The following is a 25,698-nucleotide window of genomic DNA, read 5'->3' on the forward strand; positions in this document are numbered from 1 at the left end:
TACCAACTGGAATAATTATAACGATCGGTATAATTCTGGAGTCGACATGTCAGCCACATTGCCCGTTGAGGAATCGGGGCGCGCCGCGGGTGCGCAACGGTCCAGAAAGAAGGGCGTTTTTCTCGTTATCGGCGGCGTCGCCGTGTTGGGCGCCATTGCGTGGGGCGCGCACTGGTGGACCGTGGGGCGCTTCATCGAAAGTACGGACGACGCTTACCTGCAAGCCGACGGCATGACGGTCGCGCCGAAGGTGTCGGGCTATGTGGCCGAAGTGCTCGTCGGCGACAACCAGCGCGTCACGCGCGGCCAGCCGCTCGTGCGGCTCGACAGCCGTCAGTACGACGCCGTGCTCGAACAGGCGAACGCAACGATCGCCGCGCGCCACGCCGACATCCTGCGCGGCGAAGCGGAAATCGCGCAGCAGCAGGCGGCCATTGCGCAGGCGCGTGCGCAACTCGACGGCGCGATCGCGAACGAAGCGCACGCCGCCGATCAGGTCAAGCGTTACGAGCCGCTCGCCGCGACGGGCGCGGAGACGAACGAGCGCGTCGCCGATCTGCGCAATACGCAGCGCCAGGCCAGCGCGACGCGCGCGGCCGACGCCGCCGCGCTGCAAAGCGCCGAACGCCAGATCCCGACGACGCACGCCGCGATCGAACAGGCGCGCGCGCAACTGGCCGCCGCCGAGGCCAGCGCGCGCCAGGCACAACTCGACGCGCAGGACACGATGGTCAAGAGCCCGATCGACGGACGCGTCGGCGACCGCAGTGTGCGCGTCGGTCAATACGCGCAGCCGGGCACGCGTTTCATGACGATCGTGCCCGTGCAGGACGTGTATCTCGTCGCGAACTTCAAGGAAACGCAGATCGGCATGATGCGCAAGGGCCAGCCCGTCACGCTGCGCGTCGACGCGTTGCCGGGGGCGAAACTGCACGGCACGATCGACAGCTTCTCGCCGGGCACGGGCTCGCAGTTCGCGCTGCTGCCCGCGCAGAACGCGACGGGCAATTTCACGAAGATCGTGCAACGCGTGCCTGTGCGTATCAAGCTCGATATCGGGCCGGAAACGCGCAAGGTGCTGTTGCCGGGGCTGTCGGTGAACGTCGACGTCGATACGCGCGATGCGCGCAATAACGAAGCGAGTATCGAACGCGAAAACGAACGCGAAAACGAAGCGCACGTCGCGCACGAGAACAACCGTGGCTGAGCACGCCGCCGTGCAATCGCAATCGCAGACGCACCCTCAAGCTGCGGCGAAGCCTGCCAACGCGAGCGCCGCCGACTGGACAGCCGTCGCCGCGGGCGCGCTCGGCGCGCTGATGGCGACGCTCGATATCTCGATCACGAACTCCGCGCTGCCGCAGATTCAAGGGCAGATCGGCGCGACGGGCACGGAAGGCACGTGGATTTCGACGGGCTATCTGATGTCCGAGATCGTGATGATTCCGCTCGCCGCGTGGCTCACGCGCGTGTTCGGGCTGCGCAATTTTCTGCTCGGCAACGCGACGCTCTTCACGCTGTTCTCGATCATGTGCGGGATGTCGCATAGCCTGCCGCAGATGATCGTCGGGCGGATCGGCCAGGGCTTCGCGGGCGGCGCGATGATTCCGACGGCGCAGACCATCGTTGCGACGCGGCTGCCGCGTCATCAAATGCCGATCGGCATGACGATGTTCGGCCTGATCGTGCTGCTCGGGCCATTGCTGGGGCCGGTGGTCGGCGGCTGGCTCGCGGAGAACATCGACTGGAGCTGGTGCTTCTTTTTGAATCTGCCCGTGGGCGTCGCGCTCGTCGTGCTGCTCGTCGCAGGGCTGGACACGGCACGCACCAACTGGCAGCAGTTCGTGCGCGCGGACTGGCTCGGTATCGTCGGTATGGCAGCGGGTCTGAGTTCGCTGACGGTGGTGCTCGAAGAAGGGCAGCGCGAGCGCTGGTTCGAATCGCCGATGATCGTATGGCTGAGTGTGGTCGCCGCCGTCGGTATCGCGCTGCTGATCGCCGCGCAATTCGTGTCGAAGCATCCCATCGTGCGGCTGAAGCTGCTGACCAACGCGCGTTATTCGAGCGTGATCTTCATCGTCTTCACGGTCGGTGCGGGCTTGTATTGCGTGTCGTATCTGTTGCCGCAATTCTTGAGCAGCGTAGCGGGCTACAACGCGCAGCAATCGGGCGCGGTGATGCTGATGTCGGGCTTGCCCGCGTTTCTGATGATGCCCGTGTTGCCGCGTCTGATGGGACGTGTCGATACGCGTCTGCTCGTGATGGGCGGACTCGCGTGTTTCGCAGGCAGCTGTCTGCTCGACATTTCGTTGACGGCACAAAGCGCGGGCGACGACTTCACGTGGTCGCAACTGCTGCGCGGCGTCGGCCAGGTGCTCGCGATGATGCCGCTGAACCAGGCGTCGATGGCAGCCGTGCCGCGCGAACAGGCGGGCGATGCAGCGGGCCTCTACAACATGGCGCGCAATCTGGGCGGCTCGGTGGGACTCGCGCTGCTCGGCACGTTCATCGACCGGCGCAATACGTTTCATGACGACATGATCCGCGAATCGGTGACGGCGAATTCGCTCGTCGGTCAGGAGCATATTGCGCAGAGCGCAGCGGGCTTTTTTGCCGAGCACGGCGACATGGCCTACGCGAAGATGCAGGCGCTCGGCCAGCTTGCCGGGCAGATGCAGCTGCAGGCGAGCGTGATCACGTTCTCCGAGACCTTCTACGTGCTCGCGGTCGCGCTGCTGCTGTGCATTCCTCTCGCTTTTCTTCTCAAGAAGCCGGCACCGGGTACGCCGTCGGCCGGACATTGATATCTGTGATGAAGCTATTTGATTTCGCCGCCGCAGCGCGCGCCGATACCGTGACGCGCCGCCGGTTTTCTCATGTTTCCCGCGTCGGATCGATGCTGTCGCCGTTTGCGGCTGCGTTGACGGTGCTGCTCGCGGGCTGCACGGTCGGTCCCGACTACAACGGCGCGCCGTCCACGACGCACGCGACCAGCTTCAAGCGCGCGCCGGACGGCGCCGTATCGACTGCGCCCAGCGTCGCGGCATGGTGGATCGCACTCGGCGATCCGCAACTGACCGCATTGATCGACGCGGGCATCGCCAACAGCCCGGATCTGCGCGCCGCGCAGGCGCGCGTGCGCCAGGCGCGTGCGGGCCTCTCGCAGCAAAAGAGCAACGAGCTGCCGAAGGTCGGCGCGAGTGCGGCCTATCTGCGCACGCGCGAACCCGATCTGTCGTCGCTGAGCGGCAGCAGTTCCGGCTCGTCGGGCGGACGCGGTCCCGTTGCGCTGTATCTGGCGGGTTTCGATGCAAGCTGGGAACTCGATCTGTTCGGCGGCACGCGCCGCGCGGTCGAAGCGGCGTCGGCGGAAGCGGACGCATCGGAAGCGGATCTCGCCGACGCACATGTGCAACTCGCCGCCGAAATCGGCAGCGCGTATGTCGGCTTGCGCGATCAGCAGCAGCGCATGGCGATCGTGCGCAAGTCGGCGGAACTCGAAGAGCGCGTGCTGACGCTGACCGAGCAGCGGCGCGAGCGCGGCGTCGCCTCGCAACTGGATGTGGAACGCGTGCGCACGCAGGTCGAGAACACGCGCAATGCGCTCATTCCGCTCGATGCGCAGATTGCCGAATCGCTCGACGAACTCGCCGTGCTCACGGGCCGCGAGCCCGGCGCACTCGACGACATGCTGAACGCGTCCGCGCCGCTGCCCGTGTTGCCGCAGACGATCGCCGTCGGCGATCCGGCGCAATTGCTGCGTCGTCGTCCCGACGTGCGTGCGGCCGAGCGGCGGCTCGCGTCGCAGAGTGCGCAGATCGGCGAGCGCGAAGCGGACTGGTTTCCGAAGGTGACGCTGTTCGGCAGTTTGAGTTTCAGTGCTGCGGACCCGGGGCATCTGGTGCGCAAGAACAACTTCACGTGGCTCACGGTGCCGTATCTGCAATGGAACGCATTCGATTTCGGCCGCACGAAGGCGCGCGTCGATCAGTCGCGTGCCGCGTTCGACGAAGCGCAGGCGAAGTACGAAAGCACCGTGCTCGGCGCGCTGCGCGATGCCGACGTTGCGCTCTCGCGATACGGCCATGAGCGCGAGAACGTCGTCAGTCTGCGCACGGTCGAATCGTCCGCGACGCGTGCGGCGACCTTGACCGAACAGCGTTATCGCGCGGGCACGGCGACGGCGCTCGACTGGCTCGATACCGAGCGCACGCGCTATTCGGCGGAACAGAATCGCATCCAGAGCGGCGCGCAGCTGATCAAGGACTACGTGGCGTTGCAGAAGAGCCTTGGGCTCGGATGGGAAGGCATGGTGTCGGCGCAATAGCCGCGCTGAACGCATCGCAATGAAAAACGCCACGACGTATTCAGCGTCGTGGCGTTTTTTATGGCCGTTGCGCTAGCGCATTGTCACTTGCCGCACAGCAAAAGCAGACGTTCCTGATCGGAGCACGGACGTTTGTTCGCTTTCGGCGCGGACGGCTGCTGTTGCTGCTGCACGGACGCCGACGTGTTGCCCGTCGACATTGACGCACGCCGCGCAATGCACGAACGCAAGTGCCGTTCGATGGGCGGATAGTATTGCCAGCCTTTCGTGAGCGGCGGCAACTCGAGCTTCACCTGCTTCCACTTCGGATGGCCCTTTTCCTGAAGCGTGTCGAAGTTCTCGCACAGCGAATCGGCGAAACGGTTCAGATTGCTCACCGTGTCGCGCAGGCCGTAGTCGTAGGTGACGAGAAAGGCCTTCACGGTCAGCGTCGGCACGTCGTCTTTCAGCCAGTTCGGATAGCTGCTCTGGCGGATCGTCGCGGGAAAATAGGTTTCCTTCGCGCGCGTCGTTTCGGACACGTTCGGATCGAGACGCAGAATGCGGATCTGCGAAAGCAGATCGGGATTCATGTCGGTGAAGAGTTTGGCCGGCTGTCCCGCGACGATCACGGCCACGTCGATCTTCTTCACGACGAGCGCGGCAATCGCGTCTTCGTTCGAAAGGCTCTGCACGTTCTGTTCGGGAATGGCCTGGTTGAACATCAAATGGTAGAGCGTGGTCGCCGATTGCGCGGTGCCGCTACCGATCGGGCCGATGCTGATGACTTTGTCCTTGATCTCGTTGATCGTCTTCATCGGCGAGTCGTTGCGCACGACGAAGTAGATCTCTTCGTTATAGAGCGGCATGATGAGGCGCAGCGGACGGATCGTCGTGCCCGCGTCGGCGTTGCCCGAATTCGCCATGTCGAGATAAGCCTGATACACATCCGATTGCACGAGCGCGAGCTTGACGCCCGGCTCGAAACGCATGCGCTGCACGTTCTCTGCGGAACCCTTCGACGGCATCACTTCGAGGTCGATTCCGGCCGGCTGCGCGACATATTTCGCGAGGTCCGCGCCGATCTGGATATAGGTGCCGCGCTCCTGTCCCGTGACGATCTTGTAGTGCGCGCTGGTTGCGGGCGTAGCAGCCACGACCAGCGACGCGATCAATAAGCTCAACAGTGCCGTCAATCCCGTCAGTATTGTTTTGAGCATGGTCGACCTACCTTATGGTGTGTTGAACAGCATGCGCCAACGGCTGACGCGCATGTTCCGTTACATCAGGCATTGCAATACGTTGAGTAGCTTCGTTTTCTCGATTGCGTGACGTGCTCTACTGTTTGTTCGCTGACGCAGGCTGCTGCTTCCAGCCCGATTCGCGGATCGCGCGCATCTGCGCGTCGATGCCGCTGACGGCGCTCGCCCCGTTGCCGGCGACCGTATTCGTTGCTGCCGTATTTGCTGTCGCATTCGCCGCTGTGGTGTTGTTGACGGGCACGGCGGGCGTTGTGTTCGCCTTCGTCGTCGTGGCAGCGCGTTGCGAAGAAGTGGCTGCGCTGGTCAACGGCTTCCATCCCGTCGACAGAATCACGCGTTCGAGCAACGCTTGCGCATCGACGCTGGTGACATCGATGGCGAGTGCCTGCGATGCACGGTCGCGTACGCAGCTCCATAGCTTGTCTTTGGCACAGGTGTTCGCAACGCCTAACGCAGCATCGCGTTTGTTCTCGCGATCCTTCAGATCGCTTTGCATCTGCAGTGCTTCCGAGTTGTTCGGCTCGATGGAAAGCGCATCGGATAGCGCGGTCTTCGCGTCCGCGAGACTGTTGTGCATGAGACCTGCACGCGCCGCGCGCAATGCATCGGGCACATCGCGATAGTGCTGTACCGCGCGCGGCTTCGGCGGCGCGATGGGTACGACAGGCGCGATGACTGCAACGGATGCAGCAGGCGTCTTCGAGACGGGCACGTTCGTTACGTTGGCAGTCGGCAGATTGCGTGCCGTCGGCGGCGGTGTATACGGTGAAATAGATCCGCCCACCGTGCTCGCGCTATTCGTCGGCTCGTCGCTGCCTGTGTCCTGTCGATGGTTGTCGCCCAGCAGCAGATAGCCCGCATAACCGAGCGCGACGATGAACAGCATCAGCACGACGCCTTTCGTGAAGATCCAGCGGCCGGCCGTTTGCCAGAGCGGATGCGGGACGTCGAGGGGTGGAATCGGTATGTCGGGCGAAACGAGCGGCGCGAGGCCTGCGCCGCCCTCTGCGGCGAGGTCGGCGGCAAGGCCGACAGGCGCGGACGATTGCGTCTCGACAGCGCGCAGTTGCGTGCCGGCGCGCTTGCGCTGAACAGGCTCGAGTGGATGGTCGGCGCCGCAGTACGGACAGAAATCGACATGCTGGTACAGCACGCCGCCGCAACGTGTACACGGCGTTGGAAAACCCTGGGCAGGTGACGTTTCAGCAGACATGCTTAACCCCAACCAGTTGGATGCGATGCCATTTCGGCATGCTCAGGATCGAAGTTGAAGCAAACTCGCAGTTGGCGGAACTCGCGATCCACATGCGCTGGGTAGCGGCCGGCCCAGTCGTTTCATTACGGGGCCGCTGTGTGTGCCAATATGGTTTCTTTCGTTCGTCGCGTCAATCGACGTTGTTACCTATCGCACACAAATGCGCCGCAATTTCAGGGGGAAAACGATGGCGCATCAGGGTTTTTGCATAGACGCGAATACAACGCAGCAGCGCATGAATTAATCATAGGAAACGCCGTCCTCAAACAAAAGGCCGGCGCTTATCAAGGCCGGCCTGTCAATGTGTGGAGTACGTCGATAATAGATTGCACGCCTTTCGTGCATGCAACGACGCGTGTGCGTTTGCTAGCGTTTGTCCGTTTTCGACGGGCTTTAGTGCTGGCGCAGCGGATGATCTCTCAGTAGCCATGCAAGCGCGAACGCGAGCACCACGACGCATGCCGCAACGATGTACACCGTATGCAAAGCGCCTGCGAATGCTTGCAGATAATCGTTGCGAAGTACTTCCGGCAAGTGGTGAATGGCAGTGGGTCCGAGTGCATGCGGCAATTCGGTGTCGGCGGGAATCAGCGCTTGCAGACGCGCGCTCAGTCCATTCGAAAACACTGCGCCGAATGCCGCGACGCCGACCGATCCACCAATCGAACGAAACAGCGTAGCGCCCGACGTCGCCGTGCCGAGATGCTTGAACGGCACTGCGTTTTGCACGGCGAGAATCAGCACCTGCATCACCATGCCGAGTCCGCAACCGAGCACGGCCATGTACGCGTACATCACGTGAACGGGCGTCGTGAGTTTGAGCGTAGTGAGCAGCACCATCGCCACGCCGACGAGGAACGTGCCCATGATCGGGAAGATCCGGTACTTGCCGATACGGCTGATGATGCGTCCCGTGACGATCGACATCAGCAGCACGCCGCCCATCATCGGCAGCATTTGCATGCCCGCTTGCGACGGCGTGGAATTCTTCACCACTTGCAGATACATCGGCAAAAACGTCACCGATCCGAACAGCGATACGCCAACGATAAAACCGATCGCGCTCGACAGCAGGAAGGTGCGGTCGCGGAACAGTTCGAGCGGCATGATCGGTTCGACGGCGAGACGCTCTTCATAGATGAATCCGCCGATGCAGATGAACGCAAGCAGCAGCGTGCCCCACAGTTGCGGCGACGTCCACGGCAACACCGTGCCGCCCTGGCTCGTGAACAGGATCACGCAGGTGAGGGCACCCGCGAGAAAGGCCGCGCCCATGTAGTCGATGGTGTGCTTCACCTGCGCCACACGCGGCTTGAACACGGCGCCGATCACGAGCAGCGCAGCAATGCCGAGCGGCACGTTGATGTAAAAAATCCAGCGCCACGACAGATGGTCGACGAGAAAGCCGCCCATCATCGGACCGATCACCGTGGCAAGACCGAACACGCCGCCGAATACGCCTTGATAGCGGCCGCGTTCCGCAGGCGGAATCACGTCACCGATCGCGGCCATTGTGATGACGAGCAATCCGCCGCCGCCGAGTCCTTGCAGCGCGCGCAGCAGGATCAGCTGTGTCATGTTCTGCGCGACGCCGCAGAGCGCGGAGCCGATCAGGAACAGCACGATCGCCGTCTGCAATACGATCTTGCGGCCGAACAGGTCGCCGAACTTGCCGTACAACGGCACGACGATCGTCGACGTCAGCAGATAGGCCGTCACGACCCACGACAGGCTGTCGAGACCGCCGAGTTCGCCGACGATGGTCGGCAGCGCGGTCGACACGATGGTCTGGTCGAGCGCGGCGAGCAGCATCACCAGCAGCAGCGCGGGAAACAGCACGCGCAAGGACGGGCGATCGCTGGTTGCGGGCGCGGCGTCGACGGTGAGAGTGGGGCTGTCCATGTTGGATTCCGTTGCTTTCAAGTTGCCTTGAAATTAATTAACACGCAGATTAATATATGCCTTATTCCAGTGTTCGTCAAATACAGGTCATGGCAAGGAAAGCAGCAGGGGATTCGGGTCAGATGGAGCGTGTGTCGCAGACTGGCGACGGTGACGCAGCGGTAGAGCCGCCCGTGGCATCCGTCGCCCGCAGGCCAGGCCGGCCGTCCGGCAGCGGGCGCGGCCCGGAACAGCGCGCCCGTTTGCTGGACGCGGCGCTCGCGCTGTTCGCGCGGCAGGGCATCGTCGATACGACGCTCGGGCAGGTCGCGCGCGAGGCCGGTTTCACGCCCGCGATGATGCATTACTACTTCAAGACGCGCGACCAGCTGCTCGACGTGCTGATCGACGAGCGTTTTCTGCCGTTGCGCGCGCGGCTCAGCGGTTCGTTTCAGGCGCATCCCGACGATCCCGTCGCGGCCATCACGCTGCTCGCTGAACGGCTCGTCGAGGTGGCGGGCGACTATCCGTGGTTCCCGTCGCTGTGGATCCGCGAAGTGATCAGCGAAGGCGGCCTGCTCAAGCAGCGCATGCACGAACGTTTCGGCGACGCGAACCAGAAGAGCGGCATCGCGTACATCGAGCAATGGCAGAAGGACGGCAAGATCAACGCGGCACTGGAGCCGTCGCTGGTGTTTCTGTCGGTGATCGGTCTGACGATTCTGCCGCTCGCCACGTCGTCGATGTGGCGCAACGATCCGGCACGCCGCAAGCTCACAGCCGCCGATATCGCGCGTCATGCCGTTGCGCTGCTGACGCATGGCGTCGCACGCACCTGAGGCTACCTCCGGCAAAATCTCGTCCAGGCGGCACGCATTGTGCTTCATGCTATGCGTTTCGCAAGTCTGCCTTCGGACGGTCACGCAAGCGCCTTGCGCCATCGTCAAGATGGCGCGGTGCCATTGGGCGTCAACGTGTATGCCGAAGCGGACAAGCGCACAGTGACGTGCAACTCGACGGGTAAAATCGAGTCCGAGTTGTGGACATGCGCCGCGCTCCGAGTTGTGGACATGCGCCGCGCAACCGCGCGCGCAGTGACGAATTCGCGAAACAGGGTAGATGGGTGGACGAACAGCGCGTCCGTCATCCGTTGGTAAGAACGTGCATACGAGAGTAGAAACGTTGAACTGTTTTCCGCTGCCGGTGCTGGCGCGGTACATCAAGCGTTAAATCATGACCACGTCAGAATGCATAACCAGATTTTCAAGCAATAACATCAAGATGAACGGAGTATTGAGGCTCGATCAGGCCACGATCGTGCTCGTTGAAGACGACCCGCAAAACAGGGAATCGTTGAAGATTCTGCTCGAATCGGAAGGGGCGAACGTCATCGCCGTGGCGGATGCGGAAGAGGGTGTCGAAGCGGCTGTGCGGGCGTTGCCCGACGCCGTCGTCTGCGATCTCGATCTGCCCGCGATGGACGGCTTTTATCTGATTCAACGCGTGCGGGATCACGAGATTCGCGGCGATCATTCCCCTTCGGTCGCAGTGGCCCTCACGGGCCATACCGATGAAGCCTACCGGCTGCGCAGCATCGGCGAAGGATTCCAGCATTTCATGACGAAGCCGGCGCCGCCCGAGGCGCTGGTGACGCTGTTGCACGATGCGATAGGCGCGCGCGCCGCCGGTTTGACCTGACGCTCGAAGCGCGGCGCTTTTGTCGGTTCTTTGCGGGCAATTCAGCTGCCGGCGGCTTGCGCCGCCTGGCACGCGGAACACAGTCCTTTCAGCTCGATTCCGTCGCCGGCGAGCCGGTATCCCGCGTTTTCGATTTGCGCGACGAGCGCCTCGCGCAGCGCCGGCTGATGCAGTTCGGTGACGTTCCCGCATTGCTGGCACACGACGAGAATGCCGTGCTGGCATTGCGTCAGATCGTGGCAGACGGCGAACGCGTTGATCGACTCGATCTTGTGCACGAGTCCCGCCGACAGCAGAAAGTCGAGCGCGCGATACACGGTGGGCGGCGCGGAGCCGGGGTGAATCTGGCGCATGTCGTCGAGCAGCGAATACGCCTTGGTGGCGCGGCCCGACGTCAGCAGAAGCTCCAGCACCTTGCGGCGGATCGGCGTGAGTTTTTCGCCGCGTTCGCGGCAATATTCTTCGGCCAGCGCGAGCGCCGCTTCGGGGGAAGCGGGCGTGCCGTGTGCATTGTCATGATGCGGGTCGTGCTCATGCGAATGGTCATGACCCGCGGCATGCGCGTGATGCGCATCTTCCCGTGCAGCGGAGGCGGCGGCAGCAGTTGGCTTGGCGTTTTTCATCCGCTGATTATACGGTTCATCCCGCCTGGATAGCCCGCCGGCAAGCGAGGCGCGTCAGTCGAGCTTCGCGTCGAAGCCGCGCTTCACGCCGGGACGTTCGAACAGCGTCTCGTACCAGCGCTTCACGTTCGGATACTCGGCGAGATCGACCTTATGGCGCTCGTGCCGCCACGCCCAGCCGAGAATCGCGAAGTCTGCAATCGACAGCTCACCCGCCACGTACTCCGTCTTGCCGAGCCGCGCATCGAGCACCGAATACAGCCGCCGCGTTTCCGTCGAAAAGCGCTTCAGGCCGTAGCGTTTGTCGTCCTCGGATGCGAGCGCCGCGAAGTGATGCACCTGGCCCGGCATCGGTCCGAAACCGCCCATCTGCCACATCAGCCATTCGAGCACAGGCACGCGGTCACGCAGGCTCTTCGGCAGAAATTTGCCCGTTTTCTCGCCGAGATACAGCAGGATCGCGCCCGATTCGAACACGCTGATCGGCTGGCCGTCCGGCCCGGCGGGATCGACGATCGCGGGAATCTTGTTGTTCGGGCTGATCGCGAGGAAGTCGGGATCGAACTGCTCGTCCTTCGTGATGTTGATCGGCCGCACGACGTACGGCAGTTCCATTTCCTCGAGCGCGACGCTGATCTTGCGACCGTTCGGCGTGCCCCATGCGTAAAGCGAGATGGTCATGATGTCAGGTCAGATCGAAGTCGATGTATTGCTTGAAGCCCGAGCGGGTGGCGAGCCGCAGATACCAGCGTTCCAGATTGGGCAGTGACGGACGATCGACGCCCGGCAGCCCGAACCAGCGCTTCGCATACGCGCCGAGCACGACATCGGCGAGCGTGAACTTCTCGCCTTCGATAAAGAAGCGCCCTTGCAGCTGTGCGTCGAGCATCTTCCACAGCATTGCGACGTTCTCGATGTCGGCGGCGAGCTTCACGTTATCGCGCTGCTCCGCCGGCGTGCGCACGATGGCCCAGAACACGGGGCGCTCGGCGGGCTGCAGCGTGGTCAGCGACCAGTCGAGCCAGCGGTCGATGCTGGCGCGCGCCTTCGGTTCCTCAGGGTAGAGCAGGCTGGATGCGCCGTACTGCATCGCCAGATAGCGCAGGATCGAGTTCGATTCCCACAGCACGTAGTCGCCGTCGACGAGCGTCGGCACCTTGCCTGTCGGGTTCATCTCGAGATATTCGGGCTCGTCGTTGCGGCCGAACTGCAGGCCGGCGTCGATGCGGTTGTAGGGTAGGACCAGTTCGTCGCATACCCACAGGACTTTCTGCACGTTGACCGAGTTTGCGCGTCCCCAAACTGTAATCATCCGGTAATCCTCTTCCTCTTCTCACTACGTTGGCAAGCCGCGCCTCGCGCGGCGTTCAACCACCCACGATACACGAAGCGGGTTTTTCTTTCCTTTAGCGGCAAAAGCCCCTACGGGCGTTGCGTACAATGGGCGCACCCCAATTTGACGAGGCGCGCATGGCCCGCATTGTCCCCGACGACTGGAAGAGTCTCGCCACCACGGGCGCCGCCGCGCGCGAGCGCGAAACGCTGGCGCTGTTCGAAGAGGCGCTGCCGCGCGACTACACCGTCTATCACGGCGTGCACTGGACGCGGCTGCACGAAGGGTTTTCGGTGTTCGGCGAGGCCGACTTCGTCATCGTGAGTCCGTCGGGGCGCGTGATGATCGTCGAGCAGAAAACCGGCTTCCTGCGCGAAACGCCGAAAGGGCTCGTCAAGGTCTACATGCAGACCGAGCGCAACGTCGCGATTGCTTTGGCGCGCACGATCGAAGGGCTGCACCGGCGCTTCACGGCGGAGTTCGGCGCGGGCACGTATTTCATCGAAGAGTTGCTGTATTGCCCGGATCATGTCGTTCGGGACACGGCGATTGCGGGCGTGAACCCGGCGCGCATCGTCGATGCAAAACGCAAGGACCAGATGATCGACATCATCCGCGAAGCGCTGCCCGCCGACGAGCCGCGTCTCGCGTGCGCGTCGAAGATCCACCATTTTCTCGCTGACGAACTCGCGCTCGCGCCCGACACGAGCGCGCTCGTCGGTCAGGCGGGCACGCTCGTCACGCGGCTCGCGGGCGGGCTGGCGACGTGGGCGCGCCGGCTCGAATTCTCGCCGTTCCGGCTGCGCGTGATCGGAACGGCAGGTTCCGGCAAGACGCAGCTGGCCGTGCAGGTGATGAAAGACGCCGTCGCGCGCGGCGAGCGGCCGCTGTACGTGTGCTTCAACCGGCCGCTCGCCGATCACATCGCGCGCGTCGCGCCGCCGGAAGCGAAGATCGCGAACTATCACCAGCTATGCGACTGGATCGTGCGCGAAAGCGGCAGCGCGCCGGACTTTCAGAGCAACGACGTGTTTGCGCAGCTCGAAAGCGCGTTCGCCGCGACGCCGATCGACGAGCGCTGGCAGTACGACGTGCTGATCGTCGACGAAGGGCAGGATTTCCAGCAGCCTTGGGTGGCTTCGCTCGAACGGCTGCTGAAGCCGGGCGGCGCGTGGTGGTGGCTCGAAGACCCGCTGCAGAACCTGTACATGCGCGAACCCGTCGCGCTGCCGGGCTGGACGGTGCTGCGCGAATCGACCAACTATCGCAGTCCGCGCGACATCCTCGACTACCTGCGCAACGTGGTCGGCGCGACGGTGCCGCTGGCGGGCAGTCTGTCGGCGGGCGGTCCGTTCGACGGCTCCGATATTTCGCTGTCGACCTACGACGAAACCCAGACGCCCGACAGCTGTATCGACGCGACCAAGCGCGCGATCACCCACGCGCTCGCGCTTGGTTTTCGGAAGCAGGACATCGCGGTGCTGTCGTTTCGCGGACGCGAAGGCTCGGTGCTGTGGCCGCTCGATCATCTTGGCCCGCACCGGCTGCGCAGCTTCACGGGCAAATACGATCTGTTCGGCAATCCCGCGTATCGGGAAGGCGACGTGCTGCTCGATTCGATCTACCGCTTCAAGGGGCAGTCGGCGCCGTGCGTGATCCTGAGCGAAGTGGATTTCGACGCGTTCGACGAGCGCAACGCGCGCAAGCTGTTCGTCGGTGCGACGCGCGCGACGATGAAGCTGATCGTGGTCGCTTCGCAGCGCGCCGCGCGGCATCTGCAACTGGGCGAAGGGAAGGAACAGGCGGCGTAGCGCGCCGCCGCAAAAGCGTCGTAAAGCGTCGTGAAGCCTCAGTGCCAGGCCGACGCGCTGAGGAGCGTGCCCTTGTGCTTGAGCGCGTCCCACCAGATCACGCGCAGCAGCGGCGCGAGCTTCGCGATATAGAGCGCCTGCACGGGATCGCTTTCGATGAAGTGCGTGACGCCGCAGCGCAGTGCCGCGGCCGCCTTGTGCGCGGCGGCGCCTTCGGGCGTTTCGTCGTGCGTGTCGGGCGTGCGCATCACCAGTTCCAGATGGCCGAAGCCGTGACGTTCCAGCCACGCGCGCGTGCGCTGGAGATCGGCGTGAGGCCGGCCCGTGATCACCGCGCGCACCTTCTGCAGATCGACGTCGGGCAGCACTTCGTACGGCAGCAGCGCGTCGCGCTCGTTCAAAGCGGCGGCGAGATCTTCGTCATACCGTGACAGCGGCACGTCGGGCAGCAGGATGCCGTCCAGATCGATCGCGTACGTCGCGTATTCGTGGTCATCCGCCATTTTCTCGGTGGAACCGGCCTCGACTTTCAGCCAGTCCTCGCGATAGTCGTCCGTGTAGGCTTGCCGCTCCCACGGAAACAGCGCGAAAAAGCCCGAGGCGTCGTTTGCGTAGTCGGGGCGGATGCGGCTGATTTCGTCGTAGGCGCCCGTCAGCGTCTTGACGATCAGGCCGTGCTGTTCGAGAAACGCGATGCAGTCGACCAGCGTGAAACCGCGCCCCGCGATGTCTTCGCACAACAGCACTTTCGAGCCCGGCGACGGCAGCGGTTGCGCCGAATCCCACGTGACATGGCGCGCCCGACGGTCGTAGCTGAGAAACGCGACGGGGACGCCGATCGCGTGCGACGCCATCAACGCGAGCGGCGCGCCGCCCCGTAGAATGCCGACGGCGGCGGCGAAGCGCTCTTCGAGCAGCGCGGGCTGCAACGAGTCGATCCAGTGGTCGAGCTGTTCGTAGGTCAACGGTAGAACCGGCTTTTTCATGACGGACGGATGTTGCGCAGTGTGATGTGCCGGATGGACGCGCGTCGGCGAAACGGCTTTTTTTGAGATGGAGCCGATATTATGCACGCCATGTAAAGATTCTGTGTCGGGGCATGTCCCGGTGCGCTGTCGTTATTGTCTGACGGCGTTGTCAGGCACAATGCCGGCACCATTGACAACAAGACCACAAGAAGAGGGACCTGAAAGTGCACCACAAGAAGAACGGATGGTTGCGCGTGCTGGCGCTGATGTCCGTGCTGGCGCTGGCTTTCGCTTCGTTCGAAGCGGCCGCCGCGCCGTTCGCGACGACGCTCGCGCTCGACGTGAAGGGCAAGATTTCGAAGACCAACGACGCCGATCACACCGTCTTTCATTTTTCCGAGGCAGATCTGCTCGCGCTGCCCGCTCATAACATTTCGACGTCGACGACCTGGACGGCCAAATCGACCTTCACGGGGCCGCTGCTCGCGGATATCCTCAAGACCGTGGGCGCGTACGGCGATCAGATCGAAATCCATACGCTGGACGACTACACGTACACCGTTCCCGTGTCGGACTCGGGCCGCTATGGCGTGATCGTCGCGTACAGCATGAACGGCAAGCGCCTGCAGGTCAGCGACTTCGGGCCGCTGTTTCTCATCTATCCGCGCGACCAGTTTCCCGGCGAACTGGCGGGGGCGTCGGCGGACGCGAAATTCGTATGGCAGATCAAGGCTCTCATCGTCAAATAGGACGGCGCCCGCTGCGCCGCGTCGTACTCGTCGTCATCTGGATCGCCGCGCTCGCGGCGCCGATTACGGCGATCAGCTATCTGCTCTACTCGACGCTCCTCAATCCCCGCGCGACCCAGCAGGTGACGGGCACCTACGACGGCTTCTACTGGGACGCCGCGCAGTTGCAGATCGCCTATGCGCGGCTCGAAAGCCAGCTTTTGCTGTACCAGACGGGCGTCGATAGCGACTATCCGCGGCTCACGCTGCATTTCCAGGTGCTGCAATCGAAGCTGCGCGTGATGGCGGGCTCGACGCAACGTCTTGCCGCGCAGGCGGAATCGGTGCAACGCCAGCAGGAGGAACTCGCGGGACTGTCGGCGATGCTGGTTGCATTGCAGCCGTCGCTCGACGCTCTGCCGACGACGCCCGCGCTCGCCTCGCAGATGGTCGAGGAACTGCGCAAGCACTGGAAGGAAGTCAACGACCTCGCCCAGAGCCGTCGCAACGTCGATCTGCAGGATCGCGAGGCGATGAACACCGACTTCATCGCGAAGCGGCGGATGCTGTTCGCGGGCGGGCTGGTGCTGCTGTTGCTGTCGGCGGCGGCGACCGCGCTGCTGGTGATGAACGGCCGGCGCCGCACAAAGCTGATTCTCCAGCAGCACGCCGCGCTCGACGCCGAGCATCAGGCGAGCCGCGCCGCGCGCGAGGCGAGTCTCGCAAAGGACGCGTTCCTCGGCATGATCAGCCACGAGCTGCGCACGCCGCTGCACGCGATCGTTTCGTCGATCGAACTGCTCGGCTTCAACTTCCATTCCGACGCGGACCGCAAGGTGATCCAGCGGCTGGAAACGGCCGCGCGCCACCTCGAAGCGCAGATGAAGGATCTGACCGACTACGCGCGTCTCGGCGCGGGCAAGCTCGAATTGCGCAACGAGCATTTCGATCCGCGCGAGCTTCTGGTGTCGATCGTCGACGAAAACGAACCGGCGGCGCGCGCGAAGGGTCTTGCCTTCGAAGGCAGCGCGAGCGGGCGCATCGGCCTCGTCGATTCCGATCCGCATCGCGTCCGTCAGATCGTCAACAACCTCGTGACCAATGGCATCCGCTATACGGAGCGCGGCAGGGTCACGCTGCATTTCGAACAGCGCGACGACGCGCTGACGGTGGTCGTCACCGACACGGGTGCGGGCGTGCCCAACAAGCAGATTCCGCTGATCTTCAAGGAATTCACGCAACTCGACTCGTCGCGATCGCGGCGCTTCGAGGGCGCGGGGATGGGGCTCGCGATCGTGCAGGGTCTGGTCGATCTGTTCGGCGGGACGATCGATGTCGACAGCGAGGTAGGCAAGGGCACGCGCTTCGCGGTGACGATTCCTGTGACATCCGTCGCCGCGCCCGCCGGGGCTGCCGCCGCGCCGCAAGCGACGCGCGGCGAAGGACGCCCGCAGGTGCTGATCGTCGACGACAACCAGCTGATCCGCGAGTCGCTGTGCGAAATGCTCGCGCACATGGGCTGCGATGCCGCCGCCGTCGCCAAGGCCGACGACGCGCACGCCTGGCTCGCAGCGCGGCGCTGCGATCTGGTGCTGCTCGACCTGCATATGCCGGACAAGGACGGCTATGCGTTCATGGCCGAATACAACGAGAAGACGGAAGGGCAACCCGCCGACACGCGCACGCCCGTGATCGCCGTGAGCGCTTATGCGCCGGACGGCACGCAGCGCGCCGAAGCCGATCTGTTCTTCGACAGCCTGACGAAGCCCGTCCACTACGAAGTGCTGCGCGTTGCCGTGCAGCGCGCGCTGGCGGCGCGGCACGGGGCGTCGGTGGCGGGCTGACCGGCGTTTATCGACGGAGGCCCGCCAGCGCTTACGCGCGGCTCAAACGCTTCGACAGTTCGGCGACGAGAATCGCCATGCGCGCCGGTTTTTCGTAGCACGCGACGTCGTAGTTGCGCACGATGTCGCTGATCTCCGACTCGCTCGCCTTGCCCGTCAGCAGTTCGCCCGTCAGCACGAAAATGGGCGCGTCCGGGTTCTCCGACGCGCGTACCGCGCGAATCGCTTCCGCCGACGTCTGCGGCCCGAACAGCCAGTCGATCACGACGCCGTCGAACACCTGCGTCTGCAACGTTTCCGCGAACGCGGCGAGCCCGTAGATCGCGACGGCCGCGAAGCCGCTGCGTTCCAGATAGTCGCGCAGGTTGTCGGCGGACGACTGGTCGTCGTCGACGACGGCGATCAGCGGCTTGTCGGTTTCGGCGCGGCGCGGATAAATCTCGATCTTGTGGACTTCGTGCGCGTTCTGATAGAGCGCGCCGTCGTGACGCACGACGCGCCACTGATCGAGCTTCGACCACGCGATGAACTCAGGCCGGCTGCCCGCCTCGATCGGCGCGCCGATCCACGCGGTGCACGCCAGTTCGATCGAGCCGACCGCGAACACGGCCTCCTGCGCGGTGGCGCCCACCATGCCGGGGTCGAGCGATTGCGCGCCGAACAGCTGCGCGGCCGGTTCGCCGAACACCTCGGCGACTTTCTTGATCTGCGAGAGCGTCCACGGACTGTTGCCGCGCAGCTTCCGGTGGCCTTGCGAAAAACTCAAATCGAGGATCCGGCAAAGCTCGCTGGTCTGCTGACGCTTGCCGATGCCGTGACGGCTCATCAACTCGCGCACGCGTTCGGCGACGGCTAGCGAATCGGTTGAGGTGGCTTCGTTGGACATGCGCGAAGTGTGTGTCGATGTAAGTAGTTGTATATGACGAGACCTCGTGGCCGCAGCGCGTTGCCACGCGGCACGCCGGAAGGACGCTGTCCTCGCGGGTCAGCAACTGTACCGCAAGACTTCAGGCGCGCCTGGTGTCGCGCCGTGTCCGCATGATCGAGTGCGTTCGACGAATCTGCCGATTTTAATGAGTTCGATCGCCCGTTGCGAACGAGGGCATGTCCGATTCATGCGTAACCTTTCTATTTTAACGGCGAAATGTATGCAAAACGAATGACGCAAGAGAGTAAACGCGCGATTTCGGCTGTGGAACGACTGGCCGACTGATGCTGCGCAACGGTGCAGGGATGAGCAAATGCGACGCCCGGACGTTTTTTGGCCGGGATTGCGGCGCGCGGATGGGCTTGAGAAGATGCAGTCCCTTGCTACCTGCCTCGTTGCGCCATTTTTCGCTTCCGATGACGACCACTTATCCGCTGCACGCCAATCTGAGTCCGGCCGACACGCCGTTTCCCGATCAAGCCGACGTCGTCATCGCGGGCGCGGGCATCATGGGTTGCGCGGCGGCGTATTACCTCGCGCGCCGCGGCGTGAAGGCGGTGGTGCTCGACAAGTCGCGTATCGCGGGCCAGCAGTCGACGCGCGCGTGGGGTTTCGTGCGGCAGCAAGGCCGCGAAGCCGCCGAGGTGCCGCTGATGATGGCGGGCATGCGTATCTGGGAGCAGCTGGAAAGCGAGCTGAATTTCGATCTCGAGTGGCGGCAGGGCGGCTGTCTGTACGTCGCGGACAACGACGAGGACTGGGCATCGTTCCAGCAATGGCTGGACGTTGCGAAACAGTACGGATTGGACACGCGCACGCTCGATCGGTCGCAGATCGACCAGCATGTGCGGGGCATGCAAGGCAAGGCGCTGGGCGGCCTGTACACGCCGAGCGACGGCCAGGCCGAACCGCGCCGCGCGGCGGCCGCGTTCGCGGCGCGCGCCGTGGAAGGGGGCGCGCGATTCTTCGAGGGCTGCGGCGTGGTGGGCATCGAGCGGGCGGCGGGTGCGGTGACGGGCGTCGTCACCGAGCGCGGCACGATCCGCACGCAGCGGGTGATCGTCGCGGCGGGCGCGACCAGCTGGCGGCTGCTCGACACGCTCGGCATTGCGTTGCCGCAGCAGGCGGTGCGCGGCACGTGCATGCGGACGAATCCTTTGCCGGCTGTTACTGCTTCGACGTTCTGGGGGCATGGGCTCGGCATTCGTCAGCGGGCGAATGGCGCGATCAATCTCGCCGATGATATGCAGGTCGATGTCGATATGACGTTGGGGCACTTCCGTGCGTTGAAGTGGTTTTTGCCTGAGCTGTGGACGCAGCGCGAGAAGTTCAGCTTCCATCTGAACGGAGCGATGTTTCGCGATCTGCGGGACCGGTTGCCGGGTGTCGTGCCTGCTGGCGAGCGTGTTTTGCATCCTCGGGATCCGAATCCGCAGCCCAATCGCGGGCATGCGCCGCGTGCTTTGCAGAAGTTGCATGCGTTGTTTCCTGCGCTTAAGGACGCGCGGATTGTTGAGTCTTGGGCTGGGTTGATTGATGTGCTGCCCGATGGGATTCCTGTGCTTGATGCGCCTTCTCAGATTCCTGGTCTGCTAATCGCTACCGGGTTTTGTGGGCATGGGTTTGCCATGGGGCCAGTCGTTGGGCGGCTTATGGCCGAGTGGATCGATGATGGTGGGCCTTCTCTCGAGCTTTCTGCCTTTCGGCTGCAGCGGTTTTTTGATGGGACTATGCAGAGGCCGCGGAGTATGTTGTAAGTGGTTTTTTTGTCTGCGACGCTAGTCGCCATTCTGGTCTTTTCGCTTTTGGTTTTTGTTTTTGGCTTTTGCCTTTTATCTTTTGGTTGGCATCCGCGATTTCGTATCGGTGCTTCATGCGTTGCCCCTGTGCGGGGCGGCACCTACTTTTCTTTGCAGCGGCAAAGAAAAGTAGGCAAAAGAAAGCCGCTTCAAACCTCCGGTGCCCGCCAGGATAACGCCACGGCACACGGTGTTTGAGCTGTCGCGCAGCGACGCAAACACGCCGTAGAAAGCCCGCAGTCAGGCGCGCGCGGCGCGAAAGATGACATCCACCTGGGGCACATTCGGTCAGCACGTTTTTTGCACTTGCCCTCGGTCTGATTGCGGCGGTATGTGCTCCAGACTGTGTGGGCTTTTCGCGCCGTGCGCGCTGGACTGCGGGCTTTCTACGGAGTGCGGACGTCGCTGCGCGACGGCTCAACTGCGGCATGCTGAAGCGCGAACCTGGCGGGCACCGGAGGTACAAAAGCGGCTTTCTTTTGCCTACTTTTCTTTGCCGCTGCAAAGAAAAGTAGGTGCCGCCCCGCACAGGGGCAACGCCTGAAGTACGGATACGAATTCGCGGATGCCAGCCAAAAGGCAAAAGCCAAAAGCCAAAAGCCAAAAGCCAAAAGCCAAAAGCCAAAAGCCAAAAACAAAAAAAGCAAAGCATGGCGACTAGCGTCGCAGACAAAAAAACCTACTTAGGCGCAATATCCCGCCGCACCCTCATGATGTGCTGCTGAACATAAAAAGCAGCCGCGTCAGCATCACCCTCAACGATAGCCTCATAAATCAGGCGATGTTCAGAAACATAAAGCCTGATCCGCCCAGGATCATGAATCCCATCATCCTTGAGCCGCTTCCACAGAGGCTGATCCATCGCTTTAGCGACTTCATCGGCGATCTTCACGAGCAGCGCATCCCCCGTCATCACAGCAAGCTGCCGATGAAACAGCCGGTCGCTGTCATTCCATAGCGCGCGCTGCCCGGCATCCGAAACATCATCGATCGAATCCATCTGCGCGAGGTAATGCTCCGCGAGCTCATCGCGCTGCGCATGCATAGCCGCGCGCCGCGCGATCGCGGGTTCCAGGATCAGACGCACATCGAGCGCCGAAGTGGGACTGATGTCCGCATCACAGTCCGGCAGATGCGCATCGGCAGACACCGCCGACAAGCGCTGCAACGCATCCGCGCACACGTACGTGCCGGAATTGCGCCGCGTAACGACGAGGCCTTCGTTCTGCAATGCGCCCAACGCCTCGCGCACAGCCGGCCGCCCGACGCCGAAGCGTGCCGCCAGCTCGCGTTCCGACGGCAGCCGCGCTTCGGGCGCGAACTGCCCGCTGCGGATATCGCCACGCATGCGCTCGGCAACCTGCTCGTAAATCTGCTTCGGGCGAAACGCGCGTTCCAGTGCAAATGAAGTCGAGGCCATAGCGATGGGCAAGTGCGTGATGTGAGCCGGATTCGAACCAGTCGACACAGAAAATTTTTGATCTGGTTGCCTGCAAACCAAAGCTGGTCTACATTTCTGTCCAGTATAGAACAAAGACGATGGAGCGAGACAACATGGCCGAACTGCGACAGGCGCAACCGCGATCCCAATCCGCGCGAGGAGCGAACGCATCATGAAGCTGAACCGCGTGATCAGTACGGTAGAAGTGCACACGGGCGGCGAGCCGTTCCGTATCGTCACGAGCGGGCTGCCGAAAATTCCGGGCAAGTCCATCGTCGAGCGGCGTGCATGGCTCAAGGAACACGCCGATCATCTGCGCCGCGCGCTGATGCTGGAGCCGCGCGGTCACGCCGACATGTACGGCGGCTATCTGACCGATCCCGTCTCGGAAGGCGCGGACTTCGGCATCATCTTCGTCCACAACGAAGGCTATAGCGACCACTGCGGCCACGGCGTGATCGCGCTCGCGACGACGGCCGTCGCGCTCGGCTGGGTCGAGCGCACGGAGCCTGAAACGCGCGTCGGCATCGATGCGCCGTGCGGCTTCATCGAAGCGTTCGTCAAATGGGACGGCGATCACGCGGGCAGCGTGCGCTTCGTCAACGTGCCGTCGTTCATCTGGCAGCGCGACGTGAGCGTCGAAACGCCGAGCTTCGGCACCGTGCGCGGCGATATCGCGTTCGGCGGCGCGTTCTATTTCTACACGTCGGGCGAACCGTTCGGACTCGACGTGCGCGAGTCGCATGTCGATCGCCTGATCCAGTTCGGCGCCGAAGTGAAGCGCGCCGCGAACGAAGCGTTCAAGGTCCAGCACCCGCACATTCCCGAGATCAACCACATCTACGGCACGATCATCGATAACGCGCCACGCCACGCCGGCTCGACGCAAGCCAACTGCTGCGTGTTCGCCGATCGCGAAGTCGACCGCTCGCCGACAGGTTCCGGCACGGCCGGGCGCGTCGCGCAACTCTATCTGCGCGGCCAGTTGGGCAAGGACGAGACGCTCGTCAACGAATCGATCATCGGCACGGTGTTTCGCGGACGCGTGCTGTCCGAGACGAAGCTCGACCGCTTCGATGCCGTGATTCCCGAGATCGAAGGCGACGCGCATATTTGCGGTTTCGCGAACTGGATCGTCGATGAACGCGATCCGCTGACCTACGGTTTTCTGGTGCGCTGAACGCGCAAGGGAGAAGCCTCAAGATGAGCAGCACGCCGATTTTCGACGCCGCGGGCACGGCGCAACTGATTCCGTTTCGCCCGCTCGTCGATGCACTGAAGACAGCGGCCGCCGATTACGCCGCCGGTCACGTCGCGAGCCCCGAGCGGCTCGTCGTGCCGCTGAACGACAACGGCATCATGCTGTCGATGCCCGCCGCCGCCAAAGATCTCGCGATCCACAAGCTTGTCAACGTGTGTCCGCGCAACGGCGAGCGCGCGCTGCCGACGATCCACGGCCAGGTGATGGCCTTCGATCCCGACACGGGCAAGACGCTGTTCATTCTCGATGGCCCGACCGTCACGGGACGCCGCACGGCCGCAATGACGATGCTCGGCATCGAGACGCTGTCGCGCGCGGTGCCGCAGGACATTCTGCTGATCGGCGCGGGCACGCAGGCGGCGAGCCATGTGCAGGCAATCGGCGAGCTGTATCCGGATGCGCGTGTTCGTGTGCAGGGTAGATCGGCGGCGCGCACACAGGCTTTCTGCGACGCGCATCGCGGCAACGTGCGCTCGCTAGAGCCTTTAAATGACACGACGATTCCCGATTCCGTCGATACCGTCATCACGCTGACGACGAGCCGCCAGGCCGTCTACGACGAAGCGCCGCGCGCGGATCGGCTCGTGATCGGCGTCGGTGCATTCACGCCGCAGATGTGCGAGATCGGCGTGCGCACGCTCGCGGGCAGCGCGCTGTATGTCGACGATCTGGCGGGCGCGAAGCATGAGGCGGGCGATTTCATTCAGGCGGGCATCGACTGGTCGACGGTGACGGGCATCAAGGATGCGCTCGCGGACAAGCCGGCTGTCGATCAACCCATCGTCTTCAAGACGGTCGGCTGCGCGGCGTGGGATCTGGCGGCGGGGCGCGTCGCGCGCGCGGCGTTGGGCGTGGGCTGAGCTTTCATCCCGTTGTCGTCCTGCAGGCCGCTCGCATTGCGAGGGAAGAATCGAAACGAACGTCCGTGCCGTGTCACGTCAGCAAGCGTGCAAACAAACGGAAAACGTTGCAACATAGTCGTCTCGCGCAAACCGGACGATGTAAGCGCTGCCTGAAAGGGTGGCCTGAGCCGGCTTGTGTTTCTCCCAGCAGTTCATTTTTGCGACCGCGCTATGACGACTTCCACTGCTCCCGCTTCGCCGGAACGCCCGCTCGACATGATCATTTTCGGCGGCGCCGGCGACCTGTCAGCCCGCAAGCTGCTGCCCGCGCTGTACATGGCGCACACGCACGGCAACCTGCCCGCCGAGACGCGTATTCTCGCCATTGGCCGCCGCGAATGGCAGCGTGACGATTATCTGAAATGGATGGAAGAGCAGAGCCGTCCGTTTATCGAAACGAATGCGTTCGATTCGGCCGCATGGGACCGCTTTCTGTCGCTGTTCGAATACGTGCGCGTCGATGTCGACCAGGCCGGCGACTATGAGCGTCTTGCCGAAGCATCGCGTCAGAATGCGCTGCGTGTGTTCTATCTGTCGACGTCGCCGGAACTGTTCACGACGATCTGCGACAACCTCTCGTCGCATGGTCTGCTCGACGAATTTTCGCGCGTCGTGCTGGAGAAGCCGCTCGGTCACGATCTGCAATCGGCGCAAGCGATCAACGATTCCGTCGGCAAGCATTTCTCCGAGCATCAGATTTATCGTATCGACCATTACCTCGGCAAGGAGACGGTGCAGAACCTGATGGTGCTGCGCTTCGGCAATGCGATTTTCGGGCCGCTGTGGCAGGCGCCGTATATTCGCAGCGTGCAGATCACGGTGGCGGAGTCGGTGGGCGTGGGCACGCGCGCGGGCTTCTACGATCACACGGGCGCGATGCGCGACATGGTGCAGAACCACTTGTTGCAGCTGTTGTGCATCGTCGCGATGGAGCCGCCTGTATCGCTCGATGCCGATGCCGTGCGCGACGAAAAGCTGAAGGTGCTGCGTTCGCTGCGTCCGATGACGGCGGAAGACATTTCGCGCGATACGGTGCGCGGGCAGTACACGGCGGGTGCTGTCGGCGGCGAGCCGGTGAAGGGTTATCTGGAAGAGGCGAACGTGCCGCCCGATAGCCGCGCGGAAACGTTCGTCGCGCTGCGCGCGCATATCAACAACTGGCGCTGGGCGAATGTGCCGTTCTATCTGCGCACGGGCAAGCGGATGGCGAAGAAGCTGTCGGAGATCGTGATCGAATTCGCGGATCTGCCGTTTTCGATCATGCCGAATAGTCCTTGTGGGCCGCGTAATTGCGGTAATCGGTTGGTGATCCAGTTGCAGCCTAACGAATCGATTCAGTTGCAGATGCTGGCGAAAGAGCCGGGTAGTGGAATGCGCACGCTGCCTGTGAATCTGAATCTCGATCTGGAGCAGGCGTTCACGAGTCGTCGCGCGGAAGCTTATGAGCGGCTGTTGATCGATGTCGTGCGCGGCAGGCTTACGCACTTCATGCGTCGCGATGAACTGGAAGCGGCCTGGACTTGGGTCGATCCGATTATCGAGGCGTGGAAGCGGAATGGGGATAAGCCGCGTGGATACACCGCAGGGACGTTTGGGCCTGGGGCTTCGACTGCGATGATGGCGAGGGAGAATATGGTTTGGTCCGAGGAGTCGTAAGA

21 protein-coding genes are annotated in these 25,698 nt (G+C 63.2%); 12 read left to right on the forward strand and 9 right to left on the reverse strand.

The features are described from left to right. Positions 1-46 precede the first annotated feature (46 nt). From QEN71_RS07905 to QEN71_RS07915, 3 genes are read left to right on the forward strand one after another with little or no spacing between them, the layout of a single operon-like run. Complete coding sequence (locus QEN71_RS07905; protein WP_201658573.1) at positions 47-1,207, forward strand: HlyD family secretion protein; 1,161 nt, start codon at positions 47-49, stop codon at positions 1,205-1,207. Then, positions 1,200-2,804, forward strand: a complete 1,605-nt coding sequence (locus QEN71_RS07910) for an MDR family MFS transporter (protein WP_223959663.1) — start codon at positions 1,200-1,202, stop codon at positions 2,802-2,804. Before QEN71_RS07905 ends, QEN71_RS07910 begins: the two co-directional genes overlap by 8 nt. A gap of 8 nt (positions 2,805-2,812) precedes the next feature. After that, a complete protein-coding gene (locus QEN71_RS07915; protein ID WP_233472076.1) occupies positions 2,813-4,327 on the forward strand; it encodes an efflux transporter outer membrane subunit in 1,515 nt (504 codons plus the stop codon). Between the two features lie 83 nt (positions 4,328-4,410). Here QEN71_RS07915 and QEN71_RS07920 read toward each other — a convergent pair whose 3' ends face one another. From QEN71_RS07920 to QEN71_RS07930, 3 genes are all read right to left on the reverse strand, one after another. After that, positions 4,411-5,526, reverse strand: coding sequence for a TAXI family TRAP transporter solute-binding subunit (locus QEN71_RS07920; protein ID WP_201658571.1), 1,116 nt, complete (start codon positions 5,524-5,526; stop codon positions 4,411-4,413). Between the two features lie 118 nt (positions 5,527-5,644). Continuing rightward, entirely contained in the window at positions 5,645-6,781 is a 1,137-nt protein-coding gene (locus QEN71_RS07925) for a zinc ribbon domain-containing protein (protein ID WP_201658568.1), read from the reverse strand. Between the two features lie 435 nt (positions 6,782-7,216). Beyond that, on the reverse strand, positions 7,217-8,725 hold the full coding sequence (locus QEN71_RS07930) for an MDR family MFS transporter (RefSeq protein ID WP_201658565.1): 1,509 nt from the start codon (positions 8,723-8,725) through the stop codon (positions 7,217-7,219). Positions 8,726-8,814: 89 nt separating this feature from the next. Here QEN71_RS07930 and QEN71_RS07935 point away from each other — a divergent pair, with 89 nt between their 5' ends. Continuing rightward, positions 8,815-9,543: a TetR/AcrR family transcriptional regulator gene (locus QEN71_RS07935; RefSeq protein ID WP_233472075.1), complete on the forward strand. Its 729-nt coding sequence runs from the start codon at positions 8,815-8,817 to the stop codon at positions 9,541-9,543. A 394-nt stretch (positions 9,544-9,937) separates the two neighbouring features. Further along, positions 9,938-10,402, forward strand: a complete 465-nt coding sequence (locus tag QEN71_RS07940; protein WP_201658559.1) for a response regulator — start codon at positions 9,938-9,940, stop codon at positions 10,400-10,402. 41 nt (positions 10,403-10,443) lie between these two features. On the opposite strand, the gene QEN71_RS07945 is transcribed toward QEN71_RS07940, so the two are convergent. The 3 genes from QEN71_RS07945 to QEN71_RS07955 are packed head-to-tail and all read right to left on the reverse strand — an operon-like array spanning position 10,444 to position 12,337. Beyond that, the gene (locus tag QEN71_RS07945; protein WP_201658556.1) at positions 10,444-11,025 is read right to left on the reverse strand and encodes a Fur family transcriptional regulator; all 582 of its coding nucleotides are present in this window, start codon (positions 11,023-11,025) and stop codon (positions 10,444-10,446) included. 54 nt (positions 11,026-11,079) lie between these two features. After that, positions 11,080-11,706 carry a glutathione binding-like protein gene (locus tag QEN71_RS07950; RefSeq protein ID WP_201658553.1) on the reverse strand — a complete coding sequence of 209 codons (627 nt, stop codon included), beginning with the start codon at positions 11,704-11,706 and terminating at the stop codon, positions 11,080-11,082. A 4-nt stretch (positions 11,707-11,710) separates the two neighbouring features. Beyond that, the gene (locus QEN71_RS07955; protein ID WP_201658550.1) at positions 11,711-12,337 is read right to left on the reverse strand and encodes a glutathione S-transferase family protein; all 627 of its coding nucleotides are present in this window, start codon (positions 12,335-12,337) and stop codon (positions 11,711-11,713) included. A gap of 158 nt (positions 12,338-12,495) precedes the next feature. Here QEN71_RS07955 and QEN71_RS07960 point away from each other — a divergent pair, with 158 nt between their 5' ends. Then, a complete protein-coding gene (locus QEN71_RS07960; protein ID WP_201658547.1) occupies positions 12,496-14,169 on the forward strand; it encodes an ATP-binding domain-containing protein in 1,674 nt (557 codons plus the stop codon). Between the two features lie 38 nt (positions 14,170-14,207). Here the strand turns inward: QEN71_RS07960 and QEN71_RS07965 are convergent, their stop codons facing one another. Further along, positions 14,208-15,155: a phosphoribosyltransferase gene (locus QEN71_RS07965; protein ID WP_201658544.1), complete on the reverse strand. Its 948-nt coding sequence runs from the start codon at positions 15,153-15,155 to the stop codon at positions 14,208-14,210. 206 nt (positions 15,156-15,361) lie between these two features. Between QEN71_RS07965 and QEN71_RS07970 the strand changes: the two genes are divergently transcribed. Beyond that, positions 15,362-15,886: a molybdopterin-dependent oxidoreductase gene (locus tag QEN71_RS07970; protein ID WP_201658541.1), complete on the forward strand. Its 525-nt coding sequence runs from the start codon at positions 15,362-15,364 to the stop codon at positions 15,884-15,886. Further along, a complete protein-coding gene (locus QEN71_RS07975; RefSeq protein WP_201658538.1) occupies positions 15,856-17,709 on the forward strand; it encodes an ATP-binding response regulator in 1,854 nt (617 codons plus the stop codon). The genes QEN71_RS07970 and QEN71_RS07975 overlap by 31 nt, the downstream gene beginning before the upstream one ends. A 31-nt stretch (positions 17,710-17,740) precedes the next feature. On the opposite strand, the gene QEN71_RS07980 is transcribed toward QEN71_RS07975, so the two are convergent. Beyond that, positions 17,741-18,595: a helix-turn-helix domain-containing protein gene (locus tag QEN71_RS07980; RefSeq protein WP_201658535.1), complete on the reverse strand. Its 855-nt coding sequence runs from the start codon at positions 18,593-18,595 to the stop codon at positions 17,741-17,743. Positions 18,596-19,053: 458 nt separating this feature from the next. On the opposite strand from QEN71_RS07980, the gene QEN71_RS07985 reads away from it, so the two are divergent. Further along, positions 19,054-20,394: an NAD(P)/FAD-dependent oxidoreductase gene (locus QEN71_RS07985; RefSeq protein ID WP_201658532.1), complete on the forward strand. Its 1,341-nt coding sequence runs from the start codon at positions 19,054-19,056 to the stop codon at positions 20,392-20,394. A 721-nt stretch (positions 20,395-21,115) separates the two neighbouring features. Here the strand turns inward: QEN71_RS07985 and QEN71_RS07990 are convergent. After that, positions 21,116-21,856: a FadR/GntR family transcriptional regulator gene (locus QEN71_RS07990; protein WP_201658728.1), complete on the reverse strand. Its 741-nt coding sequence runs from the start codon at positions 21,854-21,856 to the stop codon at positions 21,116-21,118. Positions 21,857-22,049: 193 nt separating this feature from the next. Here QEN71_RS07990 and lhpH point away from each other — a divergent pair, with 193 nt between their 5' ends. From lhpH to zwf, 3 genes are all read left to right on the forward strand, one after another. Then, complete coding sequence (gene lhpH, locus QEN71_RS07995) at positions 22,050-23,057, forward strand: trans-3-hydroxy-L-proline dehydratase (RefSeq protein WP_201658529.1); 1,008 nt, start codon at positions 22,050-22,052, stop codon at positions 23,055-23,057. 23 nt (positions 23,058-23,080) lie between these two features. Next, positions 23,081-23,998, forward strand: a complete 918-nt coding sequence (lhpI, locus tag QEN71_RS08000; protein WP_201658526.1) for a bifunctional Delta(1)-pyrroline-2-carboxylate/Delta(1)-piperideine-2-carboxylate reductase — start codon at positions 23,081-23,083, stop codon at positions 23,996-23,998. Positions 23,999-24,211: 213 nt separating this feature from the next. After that, positions 24,212-25,696, forward strand: coding sequence for a glucose-6-phosphate dehydrogenase (gene zwf, locus QEN71_RS08005; RefSeq protein ID WP_201658523.1), 1,485 nt, complete (start codon positions 24,212-24,214; stop codon positions 25,694-25,696). Positions 25,697-25,698 lie beyond the last annotated feature (2 nt).

This window comes from Paraburkholderia sabiae (assembly GCF_030412785.1).
GTDB lineage: Bacteria > Pseudomonadota > Gammaproteobacteria > Burkholderiales > Burkholderiaceae > Paraburkholderia > Paraburkholderia sabiae.